This is a genomic window from Microbacterium sp. UBA837, from assembly GCF_002296025.1.
In the GTDB taxonomy this organism is placed as follows: domain Bacteria; phylum Actinomycetota; class Actinomycetes; order Actinomycetales; family Microbacteriaceae; genus Microbacterium.
The window spans coordinates 1-12,567 of sequence record NZ_DBHD01000094.1 but is presented as its reverse complement, the minus strand read 5'-3'; the positions used below and the strand labels follow the sequence as shown (position 1 = coordinate 12,567).

General features: G+C 68.3%; 10 protein-coding genes and 1 pseudogene. 4 read left to right on the top strand and 7 right to left on the bottom strand.

Annotated elements, in window-relative coordinates:
* Positions 1-94: 94 nt before the first annotated feature.
* Positions 95-2,059: an ABC1 kinase family protein gene (locus tag B3587_RS07050; protein ID WP_292727472.1), complete on the bottom strand. Its 1,965-nt coding sequence runs from the start codon at positions 2,057-2,059 to the stop codon at positions 95-97.
* Positions 2,060-2,178: 119 nt separating this feature from the next.
* On the opposite strand from B3587_RS07050, the gene B3587_RS07045 reads away from it, so the two are divergent.
* Positions 2,179-3,714 (top strand): carboxylesterase/lipase family protein, encoded by a 1,536-nt coding sequence (locus tag B3587_RS07045; protein ID WP_228178359.1) that lies wholly within the window; start codon positions 2,179-2,181, stop codon positions 3,712-3,714.
* Positions 3,715-3,790: 76 nt separating this feature from the next.
* Here B3587_RS07045 and B3587_RS07040 read toward each other — a convergent pair whose 3' ends face one another.
* Positions 3,791-4,801 (bottom strand): aldo/keto reductase family protein, encoded by a 1,011-nt coding sequence (locus B3587_RS07040; protein ID WP_292727470.1) that lies wholly within the window; start codon positions 4,799-4,801, stop codon positions 3,791-3,793.
* A gap of 67 nt (positions 4,802-4,868) precedes the next feature.
* On the opposite strand from B3587_RS07040, the gene B3587_RS07035 reads away from it, so the two are divergent.
* Positions 4,869-6,317: a carboxylesterase/lipase family protein gene (locus tag B3587_RS07035; protein ID WP_292727468.1), complete on the top strand. Its 1,449-nt coding sequence runs from the start codon at positions 4,869-4,871 to the stop codon at positions 6,315-6,317.
* Between the two features lie 17 nt (positions 6,318-6,334).
* On the opposite strand, the gene rlmN is transcribed toward B3587_RS07035, so the two are convergent.
* Positions 6,335-7,567: a 23S rRNA (adenine(2503)-C(2))-methyltransferase RlmN gene (rlmN, locus tag B3587_RS07030; RefSeq protein WP_228178356.1), complete on the bottom strand. Its 1,233-nt coding sequence runs from the start codon at positions 7,565-7,567 to the stop codon at positions 6,335-6,337.
* Positions 7,568-7,694: 127 nt separating this feature from the next.
* On the opposite strand from rlmN, the gene B3587_RS07025 reads away from it, so the two are divergent.
* Positions 7,695-8,171: a GNAT family N-acetyltransferase gene (locus tag B3587_RS07025; RefSeq protein ID WP_228178355.1), complete on the top strand. Its 477-nt coding sequence runs from the start codon at positions 7,695-7,697 to the stop codon at positions 8,169-8,171.
* A 29-nt stretch (positions 8,172-8,200) separates the two neighbouring features.
* Here B3587_RS07025 and B3587_RS07020 read toward each other — a convergent pair whose 3' ends face one another.
* The gene (locus B3587_RS07020; protein WP_292727465.1) at positions 8,201-9,040 is read right to left on the bottom strand and encodes an SDR family oxidoreductase; all 840 of its coding nucleotides are present in this window, start codon (positions 9,038-9,040) and stop codon (positions 8,201-8,203) included.
* A complete protein-coding gene (locus B3587_RS07015) occupies positions 9,037-9,864 on the bottom strand; it encodes an enoyl-CoA hydratase/isomerase family protein (protein ID WP_292727463.1) in 828 nt (275 codons plus the stop codon). Before B3587_RS07015 ends, B3587_RS07020 begins: the two co-directional genes overlap by 4 nt.
* A 188-nt stretch (positions 9,865-10,052) precedes the next feature.
* Here B3587_RS07015 and B3587_RS07010 point away from each other — a divergent pair, with 188 nt between their 5' ends.
* A complete protein-coding gene (locus tag B3587_RS07010) occupies positions 10,053-11,531 on the top strand; it encodes an LssY C-terminal domain-containing protein (protein WP_292727461.1) in 1,479 nt (492 codons plus the stop codon).
* Here B3587_RS07010 and B3587_RS07005 read toward each other — a convergent pair.
* The gene (locus tag B3587_RS07005) at positions 11,509-12,273 is read right to left on the bottom strand and encodes an SDR family NAD(P)-dependent oxidoreductase (protein ID WP_292727459.1); all 765 of its coding nucleotides are present in this window, start codon (positions 12,271-12,273) and stop codon (positions 11,509-11,511) included. The genes B3587_RS07010 and B3587_RS07005 overlap by 23 nt on opposite strands.
* Before the next feature lie 51 nt (positions 12,274-12,324).
* Positions 12,325-12,567 (bottom strand): annotated as a pseudogene (locus B3587_RS07000) (energy-coupling factor transporter transmembrane protein EcfT); the annotation flags it as partial.

Sequence of the window (12,567 nt, the reverse complement as noted above, 5' to 3'; positions counted from 1 at the left end):
CCCATGTGGGCGATGAGTACCTCGAGGGCGCTCGAGCCACCCGACGCGGAGACAGCGAGGCGATACACCAGCAAGCCGGCGCTCGTTACCGGCATCAGCCGGCGCCGTCTCGGCGCCGCAGCGCCGCGCGAAGGCTCCGCACGAGCAGCAGCAGACCGCCTAGGCCGACGACACTGCCAAGGAACGGGAACAGGGGAACGTCCTCGGTCAGTTGCGGTCCGCCCGAGGAAATCGCCAGGGCGATGCCCGTGGCCAGCAGAGTCACACCGACGAGCGTGCTCGTCACCTGGCCGAGCATTCCCTCGATCCATCGCCGCTCACCCGCACCCTCGAACGAGCGAAGGCGCACCGAGAAGGTGCCCTGTTCGAGAGAGCGCGAAATGTTCTCCAGGCGCCGCGGCACGCGGCGCACCTGCTCCAGAGCGAGCACGAGCTGCGTCTGCGCCGACAGCGCTGCGGCACGCAGCGACAGCATGCTGCGGGCGAAGTGCGGTGCCCGCGTAAGCGCCTGACCGACCATGTCGTAGCCCGGATAGACACGGCGGAGGCTCCCCTCGAGCGAGCCGAGAGTCCGGAATACCAGCAGCAGAGACGGGGGCATCGCCAGTCGGTGGTGGCGGAGGGTGTCGAGCAGAAGCCGGAAGACATCCTCGCCCGCGGGGGCGTTGCGAACCCGCGTGATGATCGCTCCGACATCACGCTGCAGCGCTGCCTGATCGGCGCCCGCCGGGTCGGGTTCGCACAGCAGCAGCACGATATCGGTGGCGGCCTGATCATCGTCGGCGGCGATCGCTGTCAGCAGCGGCACGAGAAGGCGCCGCATACTGGCCTCCAGTATGCCCACGGCGCCGAAATCGATCAGGGCTACCTCTCCGTCATCGCAGAGGATCAGGTTTCCCGGATGCAGGTCGGCGTGGAAGACCCCGCGCACGGCGATCTGCTCGAACACGGCATCCAGGACCCCGTCGGCGAGCGCGCGGGCTGCGCCCGGCTCCACCACTCCCTCGGGGAGCTTGCCGAAGGGCACTCCCTCGATGCGCTCTTGCACGATCATTCGCTGGGTGCACAGATCCGGAAAGACCCGGGGAACCCGCAACGGCATCGCGTGCGTCTTCGCGATGGCGCCCCGCAGCATCTCGGCGTTGGCCACCTCGATGCGATAGTCGAGCTCCTCGGTGAGTGCGCGCGAGAACTCGGCGACAAGGGCGACGGCACCATAGTCGGCTGCCCACGCAGTGCGACGTTCGGCATCACGCGCGAGGCGCTCGAGGATGTCGAGATCGGTGGTGACTTGGGCGCGTGCGGAGGGCCGCTGGATCTTCACGACGACGCGCTCGCCCGACACCAGCGTCGCGGCGTGCACCTGGGCGACGGATGCCGCAGCCATCGGCTCCGACTCGATCTCTGCGAACACCTCGGTGATCGGCCGCCTGAGTTCGGCACGGATCGCCGCTTCGGCCTCCGGCCAGGGAATCGGGGTCGAGTCCATTTGCAGCGTCGAGAGCGCTTCGATGAGGTCTCGCGGCAGCACGTCCTCGCGCGTCGAGAGCACCTGGCCGAGTTTGACGAAGGTGACGCCGGCCTCGGCCAGGGCCGCCACCAGCGCCTGGGGCAACGCGTCTCGCGCGGCATCCGATCGGCCGCGGTACATTCCCAGGCCGTGCCGGGAGGCGATGGCAACGATCTGCGCGTATCGGCGGGCGCGATCGCGCCGACGGAACGCCTCCCGGACGATCGTCACCGGATTTCCGAGCGGGCGACTGGGCCAGAGGAACTCCAGGGTGACGAGGATGACGACGACGACGGCGAAGATCCAGCCGAGTACGAGGGCGACGAAGGCCACCACGATCGGGCTTTCGACGACGACGCGATCACCGTCGATGACGTCGGCCTGCTCGAACACCCACGCTGTCAGCGGAAGTGAGCCAAGGAACACCACGGCGGAGGTCACGAGAGCGCGAACCCATCCGATCTGGGCGTCGAGGAGTCGCCTGCTGACCCATGCGGACAGCGCAGCGAAGGCGGCAGTGAGCAGAAGGACAGCAAGCCAGATCGGCATGTCCCGATTGTGTCAGCAGCATGATCCGGGCGCACGAACTGCACCGAAACCCGGCCGCATAGCGCCACCGTCTACGCTGTCTCGCGACGCCGCCCTCTCACCAGACCCGGAAGGCCCCCATGGACGAGACCCCTGTTGCAGCCGCACCCGCCGGGCGCTTCGCCGGAGAGGAGCTTGCAGGCGGCATCCGCGTCTGGCGCGGCATCCGCTATGCCCAGGCCCCGACCGGCGACGCCCGCTGGCGCGACCCTGTTCCGGCCGAGCCGCTGGATGCCGGCGTGACGGTCGAGGTGACAAGCTTCGGGCCCGCCGCACCGCAGAAGGCGAATCCGGCCATGGACCTCGGGCCGGACCCGATCTTCGACGAGGACTGCCTCTTCCTGAACGTCTGGAGCGGGGCGGATGTTGATGCTCCGGCTCCGGTCATGGTGTGGCTGCACGGCGGGGCTTACACGTTCGGCTCCAGCAGCCAGCCGGTCTATGACGGCGAAGCCCTCGCGGGCCACGGCGTGGTCGTAGTGACGATCAACTACCGCATCGGCGCGCTCGGATTCCTCGATCTGTCGAGCAAGTCCACCCCGGAGCATCCCTTCGACGGAAACCTCGCCCTGAAGGACGTCATGCTGGCGTTGCGCTGGGTGCAGCGGAACATCGCAGCGTTCGGGGGCGACCCCGAGCGCGTGACCGTCTTCGGCGAGTCCGCGGGCGCGGGCCTCGTGACGACGCTGCTCGCCGTCCCGAGCGCTGCGGGGCTCTTCTCGCGCGCGATCGCCGAATCCTCGCCGGTCTCGAGCGTCTACGACGCGGCCCGGGCCGAGACCGTCACCGACCTGTTCTTGGCGGCGGTCGGTAATCCCGCCCCGGCAGATCTGCGAACACTGCCGGTCGAGCAGATCGTCGAAGCCGGGATGACGGTGTTCGCCGAAGTCCCGGCGCAGCATCCAGGAACCATCGCATTCGGTCCCGTCATCGACGGCGACCTGCTGCCCGAGGCGCCGGCGACAGTCCTTGCCGAGGGGCGTGGTCTGCCGGTACCGCTGTTGATCGGCACAAACAAGGACGAGGCATCCCTCTTCCGGATGATGAAGTCACCGCTCATGCCCATCCGCGAGGAGCAGATCGAGCAGATGCTCGCCGAACTCGGCACCGAACGCCCCGGTATCGACCTGCCGTCGATGGCGCAGGTGCTCTCAGCGTACGAGGGCGTTCGTCACCACGCGGTCGGGCTGGGAATCGCCCGTGACATCGGATTCCGGATGCCGACGCTCTGGGCCGTCGAGGGCCATTCCCGCGTCGCGCCGGTCTGGCTCTACCGCTTTGACCACGCGACGCCGATGCTGCACCTGCTGCGCATCGGCGCAACGCACGCGACCGAGCTCCCCTACGTATGGGGCACGTTCGGCCGCCGCGCGCACGACATCAGCTTCCGACTCGGCGGCCGCCATGAGGCCGAACGGATCTCGGCGAGAATGCAGCAACGATGGACGGCGTTCGCCACGGGGGAGGCCCCGAACGCCGACGGCGCCGTGGAGTGGCCGGCATTCGATGTCGATACCCGCGCAACGCTCGTGATCGAGGCCGCGGACCGTGTGGTCCCCGACCTCGATCACGAGTTGCGCACCGGCTGGGGAGACGAGGTTCTCGCCTTCCCCTGAGCCGTGGCGCCCTTATGGGCGGGACGGTGCCAGACGTCGCGCCCTCACGGGCGGGACGGTGCCAGACGTCGCGCCCTTATGGGCGGGACGGTGGCGAGGACTCTTCGGTGAGTGCCGGATCGGTCTCGGCCACCGAGCCGAGAGCGGCGTCGATCGCCGCCATCGTGTCGGCATCCAGCGTCACGCCTGACGCCTTCACGGTGTCATCGAGCTGCTCGGGACGCGAGGCGCCGACGAGAGCCGCCGACACGTTGGGGTTCTGAAGCACCCACGCGATCGCGAGCTGCGGCAGGGTCAGACCCGCCTGCTCGGCTACCGGATGCAGCTTCTGCACTGCGCTGAGCACGTCATCCGTCATGAACCGCTTGATGAACCCGGCACCGCTCTTCTCGTCGGTGGCCCGCGAACCGGCGGGAGCCGGCTGACCGGGCAGGTACTTGCCGCTGAGCACGCCCTGCGCCATCGGCGACCAGACGATCTGCGAGATTCCGAGCTCCTCGGAGGTCGGAACGACCTTCCCCTCGATGACGCGCCACAGCGCCGAGTACTGGGGCTGGTTCGAAACGAGCTGGATGCCGAGATCCTTGGCCAGCGCGTGCCCGGCGCGCAGCTGCTCGGCCGTCCACTCGCTCACGCCGATGTAGAGCGCCTTGCCCTGCCGGACGATGTCGGCGAAGGCCTGCATCGTCTCTTCCAGCGGGGTTTCGTAGTCGTACCGGTGCGCCTGGTAGAGGTCGACGTAGTCGGTTCCGAGTCGCTGCAGCGAGCCGTTGATGCCGTCCATGATGTGCTTGCGGGAAAGGCCCACATCGTTGGCGCCGTGCGGGCCGACGGGCCAGTAGACCTTGGTGAAGATCTCCAGCGACTCGCGGCGCTGACCCTTCAGCGCCTCGCCGAGAACCTGCTCGGCGACAGTGTTCGCGTACACGTCGGCGGTGTCGAAGCTCGTGATGCCGAGGTCCAGTGCTCGGTGAACTGTCGCGATGGCTGCGTCGTTCTCGACCTGCGAGCCGTGGGTGATCCAGTTGCCGTAGGTGATCTCTGTGACTTTGAAGCCGCTGTTGCCGAGATAGCGATAGTTGACCATTGCTCCACGCTATCGCCGCGCCGCGACAGCGGGGCCGGCCCGTGATGAGACGGCCTACCCTGAGGGCGTGGGCACCGAAGCAATCGAAACGACCATCAGCACCGGAACACTCCGCGGGAGCGTGACGGACGGCATCCGTCGCTTCCTCGGCATCCCGTACGCCGACCCTCCCTTCGGTCCGCGGCGGTTCCGGCTGCCCGCAGCGCCGGACGCCTGGACCGGGGTGCGCGATGCGACGCAGTTCGGTCCCTCGGCACCGCAAACGCCCTACCGCGGCAGGATCGGAGAACTCCTGCCGAGCCTGACAAGCGACGGCACCAACGAAGACATCCTGACCGTCAACGTCTGGGCCCCGGCGAGCGCGACGGAGCCCGCATCCGGGTTACTGCCTGTCGTGCTCTGGATCCACGGCGGCGCGTTCGAACGCGGCGGGAGTTCGATCGCCGGCTACAACGGAACGAGTTTTGCCCGGGGCGGCGTCGTGTTCGTCTCGGCGAACTACCGCCTCGGGTCCGAGGGTTTCTCGGTGCTCGAGGATGCCCCGCGCAATCTCGGCCTCGAAGACGTCGCTGCGGCCCTTCGCTGGACACACGCTGAGATCGCGGCGTTCGGTGGAGACCCCTCGCGCATCACGGTCATGGGAGAGTCTGCCGGCGGGGCGCTGGTTGCCGCCCTCCTCTCCCGACCCGACACCGCGCCCCTCATCGCCGGCGCAATCATCGAGTCAGGGCCCCTGGATGCCGTCGACCCGAAGCGGGCGGGCCGGGTCACCCGCGCGCTCGCCAAACGGCTCGGCGTGCCGGCGACGCGCGAGGCGTTTGCCGCGCTGTCGCCGGCCGAGCTGCTGGAGGCACGAACGGCCCAGGCTGCCGGCAGCTCGCCGCTGCGGGGCGCACCCGGGTTCCTGCTGGCCCGCGACCCCGAGAGCCTCCCCGAATCCCCTCGCCAGGCACTCCCCACGGCCTCAGCCCCTATCCTCATCGGCACCAACACCGACGAGTACCGGCTCTGGTTCACGCCTGACGCGCTCGCGAAGATCTCGCCGTGGCAGGCCAGCCTCGGCCATCTTGCCCTGAGAATCCCGCGTGCCGCGGTGCGCGCCTACCGGGCCGCGTTCCCGGATGCCGGCACCGGGGAGCGGCTCGGGCAGGCGCTCACTGACTCGATGCTGCGAGCGCCGATGACGCAGGTGGCGGATCGACGGACGGCGCCGACCTTCGTCTACGAGTTCGCCTGGCGGAGCCCGGTGGACGGCCTCGGGGCCGGGCACGCCCTCGAACTCGGTTTCGTCTTCGATGGGCTCGAGAACCCCGACAGCGTCCGGATGGCCGGGGATGCGCCGCCGCAGCGCCTCGCGGATGAAATGCACGGCGCGTGGGTGCGGATGATCCGCGACGGCGACCCGGGATGGGAGCCGTTTGCCCCCGGCCGCCGCGTGCGCGTCTTCGATGTCGACTCGCGGACGCTGCCGCTCCCGCGCGCTGCGGCCGTGGACGCCTTCAGACCGGCATCCTGACGGGACTTACGAGACGGTCACGAGGCTGACGCCGCGGCCTCGTCGTCCTCGGTAGCGACCAGTTGCCCGCACGCGCCGTCGATCTCTTTGCCGCGCGTGTCCCGCAGTGTCGTCGGGATGCCCGCGGCGTTCAGGCGCCGCACGAACTCGTTCTGCACGTGCGGTTCGGATGCCGTCCAGATGGAACCTGGCGTCGGATTGAGCGGAATCGGGTTGACGTGCACCCAACCGCGCCCGCGCGCGTTGAGCTTCTGCGCCAGCAGGTCGGCCCGCCACGGGTGGTCGTTCATGTCTTTGATGAGGGCGTACTCGATCGAGACGCGACGGCCCGTCCGCTCGAAGTAGCCGCGGGCGGCATCCAGCGCCTCATCGACCTTCCAGCGCGAGTTCACGGGGATGAGTTCGTCGCGCAGTTCGTCGTCGGGAGCGTGCAGAGACAGGGCGAAGGTGACCGGGATGTCTTCGGCGGCAAGTTTGGTGATCGCGGGCACAAGTCCCACTGTCGACACCGTGATGCCACGAGCGCTCATGCCCATGCCGTGCTTCTTGTCGGTCATCACCCGAACCGCCTGCATGACACGGGCGTAGTTGGCAAGCGGCTCCCCCATCCCCATGAAGACGATGTTCGACACCCGCTCCAGGGACTGATCGGTGCTGCGCTTGCCGCCGAGCTCACCTCGGGCGATCGCTTGATTGGCGCGCACCACCTGGTCGACGATTTCGGCAGCCGACATGTTCCGGGTGAGCCCCGCCTGGCCGGTCGCGCAGAACGGGCAGTTCATTCCGCATCCGGCCTGGCTTGATACGCACAGGGTGATCCGACCCGGGTACCGCATGAGAACCGACTCGACGAGCGCGCCGTCGTGCAGCTTCCAGAGGAACTTGATCGTGTCGCCCTTGTCGGTGTCGAGCCGGCGCACCTCGGTCAGCAGCGGCGGCAGCAGCCCCGCGACAAGTTCCTCGCGACCGGATGCCGGCAGGTCGGTCATCTCTGCCGGATCGCTCGTCCAGCGGGTCAGGTAATGGCGCTCAAGCTGACCGGCGCGAAAGCCCGGAAGACCGAGTTCCTTGGCCTTCTCGACGCGCTGTTCGGGAGTCAGATCGGCCAGGTGCACGGGAGGCTTGCCGCGCTTGGGGCTCGCGAACTGCAAGAGTGGCCGGCCCTCGGCATCCTTCTTCTGTTGCCATCCTTCGGTGGCAGGGCGCACCTGAGGCGCGCCGGAGGACGTGGGAGGGAGCGCGCGAGCCATGACTCCAGGGTAAGCGAGCGGATGCCGCGCGACCCTGCTCGACCGGCGAAGCCCTGTCGGCGCTGCGAAGCCTAGTCGGCGCTGTCAAGCCCTGCCCACGCAGGCTACTGCCCAGTACCGTGAGGTCGTGCCCCACGACGATCTCGAGATCCGCCCGATCACTCCCGACGACGCCGGCGAGGTGCTGACGTTGCAGCGCGCCGCCTTCGTGCAGGAGGCGATCATCTACGGCACCCCGCACATGCCCCCGTTGACACAGACACTGGAGGAGATATCCGCCGAACTGGTCGAGAACCTCGGCTGCGTCGCGCTGCGCGGACCCCGGATCGTCGGAGCCGTCCGCGCACAGCAGGACGGCGAGCTGCTGCTCATCGGGCGGCTCGCGATCGCCCCCGATCAGCAGGGCGGGGGAATCGGCACGGCGCTGCTCGCAGCAGTCGAGCAGCGGGGGAAGGATGCCGGCGCCACGACAGCCGAACTGTTCACCGGGTCGCTGTCCGAGGCGAATCTGCGCCTGTACGAACGCGAAGGCTACGTCGAAAGCGAGCGCGTGCCGGGAGATGCCGGCATCGAGCAGGTGTTCCTGCGCAAGACACTCGACTGATCAGTTGCGGCGAGGCCCCGAACCGCGCGTCAGTCGAGGAAGATGTCGGGGAACAGCTGATCGTCCGGGGTGCCAGGAACGGCCGCGTAGCGTGAGAAGTCAGTGACACCCGCAGCCTCGAGCACGTCTTCGACGATCAGTGTCTGGCCGGTGTAGTCCCGCGAGGGTTTCGTGACCACCTCGTACGCGGCATACGCGTAGATCTCGGGGGTGCGACTGACCTTCATCATCTGGTCGCCGCCGAGCGCGAACTGCACGGCCGCTGTCGCGATCGTGGTCCGGGGCCAGAGCGTGTTGGCCGCGATGCCATCCTTCGCGAACTCGGCGCCGATACCGAGGGTCGCCATCGTCATCCCGTACTTTGCGAGCGTGTAGCCGGTGTGCCCGCCAAGCCACCGCGGCGAGAGGTTCAGGGGCGGCGACAGCGACAGGATGTGCGGGTTCTCTGCCTCGCGCAGGATCGGGACAGCCGCTCGCGAGAGCATGAACGTGCCGCGCACATTCACGCCCTGCATCAGGTCGTACTTCTTGGCGGAAAGATCGAGCGAGCCCGACAGGTCGATCACGCTCGCGTTGTTGATCACGACGTCGATTCCCCCGAACTCGCCCTGGGTCTTCAGCACTGCCGCGGTGACATCGTCATCGTTGCGCACGTCACCCACGATCGGCAGCGCACTCCCGCCCGCCGCCTCGATCGCCTCGGCCGCGGTGTGAACGGTGCCCTCGAGCTTCGGATGCGGCGTGTCGGTCTTCGCCAGGATGGCAATGTTCGCGCCGTCGGCTGCGCACCGCAGTGCGATGGCGAGCCCGATCCCGCGGCTGCCACCGGAGAGCAGAACGGTCTTTCCGGCAAGCTTCTTTTCGGTCACGCGTGGTCCTTTCGGGTGGCGGATGTGGTGGCGGTGTCGTTCTTCGGGGTTCGGGATGCCGCAGCGAACGCGGCGATTCGCGTCCGAGCGTCGTGGGTGCCGAATCGTTCCCCGATCGTCTGCGCCTCGTCTTCGAGGTTCTGGGCGAACGCGCGGCCCGCGCCTGAGCGCACGAGTCGCTTCGCTTCACCGAAGGCCACAACAGCACCCGACTGCCAGAAATCAGCAACCTCCCGTGCGCGCGCAGCAACCTGATCGGCCGGAACAACCTCGTTCACCAGACCCCACTCGAGAGCTTCGGCGGCAGTGAGGCTCCGATCCTGCAGCAGCATCGTCAGTGCACGGCGCTGGCCGATTGCGGCGGGGAGCAGTGTCGAGACACCAAGGTCGGGGGTGAGCCCGATGTTGGCGTACTTGCTCACGAAGCGGGCCGCTTCAGAGGCGACGATGTAGTCGGCGCACAGCATGAGCCCGAGACCGCCGCCGGCGACAGCGCCCTGCACGGACGCCACGATCGGGGTCGATGAGCACACCAGCGTGAGGATCCCCTCGTGGATGACTCTCGCCATCGCCGTGACGGCGTCACCGGCGCTCCCGTCGCCGGGGTCAGCCTCCGACATCGCCACCACGTCGCCGCCGGCGCAGAACGCCGGACCCGCGGCATCCAGCAAAATCGCCGTCACGGTGGGATCGCCGGTGAGTTCGACCGCCACATCTCGCCAGCGGCGACCCATCTCGAAGTCCACGGCGTTCAGGCGCGCGGGACGGTTCAAGGTGACGTGCGCGAGGCCGTCCTCGACCTCGACCAGGATGGAATCGCTCATCTCGGCCTCCTTCAGCAGTGAGGGTGCGGCCAGACGGCGTTCCCCTTCGAAACCTCCCGTCACTCTACTCTGGCCACCATCGCGCGCGAGCCCGCGTTTCACGATCCGTGGCACTGCGTCCCATCGGTGGTCGATGCCGGCGGCAACCACGAGACCCTTCCCGAGCGCACCGGCGGTAGGGTTGCGGCGTGAGCGGAGAACGGCGGCGCAGCTACTCCATTGGGGTAGCGCTCGACTGGTTCTTCTTCGTGTTCGCCGGGGTATCGGCGCTCTGGCTCGCCTACCTGAGCTTGACCGAATCGTTCCGCGTCGGGTGGTGGGGCGTGCTCGTCGCTATCGCGTTCTGGGCCCTGCTTGCGTACCTGGTGCTGCCACGCATCCACCGCATCCTCACGACGATCTACGTGCCGGGCTACTTCATCGGACGCACCCGAACGAGCGACGGCCTGCTCGGCGATCCGGTCAACCTTGCCTTCATGGGTGAAGAGGCTGCGCTGCACGAGGCGATGGAGCGGGCCGGCTGGACCCTCGCCGATCCGGTCACGCTGCGGTCATCCGTCCGGATCGTCACCTCAACGCTCACCCGTCGCAGCTATCACCAAGCCCCCGTCAGTCCGCTGTTCCTCTTCGGCCGGATGCAGGACTTCGCCTACCAGCAGGAGGTCGACGGCAACCCCGCGCAGCGTCACCACGTCAGGTTCTGGCGGTGCCCCGACGACTGGCCACTCCCCGGCGGCCGCCGAGTCGAATGGCTCGCGGCGGGAACCTTCGACAGCTCCGTCGGCTTGTCGCTGTTCACGCTCCAGGTCACACACCGCATCGATGCCGACACGGATGTCGAACGCGAGCACATCGTCAGTTCGCTGCTTGCGGCAGACCCCGGCATCCGTGTCGAGGTGATCGAGGACTTCTCGACGAGCTACCACGCTCGTAACGGCGGCGGTGACTCGATCCGCACCGACGGAGACCTGCCGATCCTGGACCTGCGGCCGGTGGCGGTAGCCGAGGCCGCCACTACCGACGCCGCAACCGATATGACCGATGCCTCCCTCTCGGCCTCTGGCGTCCAGGAGGTCGCGACGGTAGCGGCAGTGACCGCGACGGAGGCTCCACAGAACCTGCCGCGTAAACGCGTGGCTTTCGAACCGCCGACGACGCTGTTCGCCCCGCTCACCCGGGACCCCGGCATGCGCCGCCCTGCGACGATCACGACGGGGACACTCCTTCTGTTGTTGCGGGTGCTCGCCGGCATCCTGTTGATCATTGGCCTGTGGGCGGAGTGGCCCGACGTGATGGACAGCGCCGACCTGGCCGTCGGCGGCGATGTACTCACGGCGGAGGAAGAACAATTCGCGCTCTGGATCGTGATCGCCCTGATGGGCGTGAGCCTCGCGGTTCAGGTGAGCGTGCTGCTCTCGCTGTGGTGGGGACGCAACTGGGCTCGTCTGGTCGTCATGGTCTTCGCGGTCGTCTCGATATCGACGGCGTTCACGACGTGGTTCCTGCGGGAGCAGGAGATCACCCTGCGAACGTCGCTCCTGGCTGTCGGTCTCGATGTCTTGATCCTGCTGGCGCTCTCAAGCCGCAGCGCGGCTGCCTATTCCCGCCGCCGCGAACGACGCGACGCCGGGCGTGCTGACTCGATTAGCGCGGCGCCATCCGGATAGCTCCGTCGAGCCGGATCGTCTCCCCGTTGAGATAACCGTTCTCGACGATGCTCATCGCGAGCGCCGCGTACTCCTGCGGCCGCCCCAGACGCGCCGGGTACGGCACCTGCTGACCGAGCGAATCCTGCGCCGCCTGCGGCAGGGCGGCGAGCATCGGAGTCTCCATGATCCCGGGAGCGATCGTGACGACGCGGATCGCGTGCCGGGCAAGCTCCCGCGCGATCGGCAGCGTCATGGCGTGCACCCCGCCCTTGCTGGCGGCGTACCCCGGCTGGCCGATCTGGCCGTCGAAGGCAGCGACACTGGCGGTGTTGATGATCACGCCCCGGTCGCCGGACTCGGCATCCGGTTCTGTTCGGGCGATCACTGCCGCGGCATGCGCGAGCACCGTGTACGTCCCGACCAGGTTGATGCGGACGATCCGCTCGAACGCGGCGATCGACGAGGGCTCTCCATCCCGATCGAGCACCTTGGCCGGGGGCGCGATGCCTGCACAGTTCACGACGACCCGAAGCGGGCCGGATGCCGCAGCGACCGCGACCGCGTCGCGCACGGCCTCGGAATCCGTGACATCCGCCGGAGCAAAGGTGCCGCCGAGGCGTGCCGCGACGTCTGCGCCGGGCGAGCCGGGCAGGTCGATGATCGTGACCAGCGCCCCGGCAGCGGCGAGCCGCTCCGCCGTCGCCAACCCCAGACCGCTCGCTCCGCCGGTGACGAGAGCTGCAGCACCACTGACCTTCATCCGACTCTCCTTCGTGTCGCGCCCCAGGCTACCCCCGAGGTGACTGCCGGTTCAGGACGGACCGAGGATGAAGTTCCACGAGCCGGTGAGGACGGCGGCGGTGACGGCGACCGCGGCGATTGCCGCACCGAGGAGTACCAGCAACCACTCAGCCAGTCCGAACCGGGACTCGCGCGCCCACGTGCGCGGGCCGGGTGCACCGAAGCCGCGGGCCTCCATCGCGACAGCGAGCTTGGTGCCCCGGCGGATGGAGAGCACGAGCAGCGCGAAAGCCATTCCGAGGAACCGACGGAT

Coding starts and splice junctions, on each gene's coding strand:
- B3587_RS07050 (WP_292727472.1), bottom strand. CDS start 2,059: ATGCCGATCTGGCTTGCTGTCCTTCTGCTCACTGCCGCCTTCGCTGCG.
- B3587_RS07045 (WP_228178359.1), top strand. CDS start 2,179: ATGGACGAGACCCCTGTTGCAGCCGCACCCGCCGGGCGCTTCGCCGGA.
- B3587_RS07040 (WP_292727470.1), bottom strand. CDS start 4,801: ATGGTCAACTATCGCTATCTCGGCAACAGCGGCTTCAAAGTCACAGAG.
- rlmN (WP_228178356.1), bottom strand. CDS start 7,567: ATGGCTCGCGCGCTCCCTCCCACGTCCTCCGGCGCGCCTCAGGTGCGC.
- B3587_RS07015 (WP_292727463.1), bottom strand. CDS start 9,864: ATGAGCGATTCCATCCTGGTCGAGGTCGAGGACGGCCTCGCGCACGTC.
- B3587_RS07005 (WP_292727459.1), bottom strand. CDS start 12,273: ATGAAGGTCAGTGGTGCTGCAGCTCTCGTCACCGGCGGAGCGAGCGGT.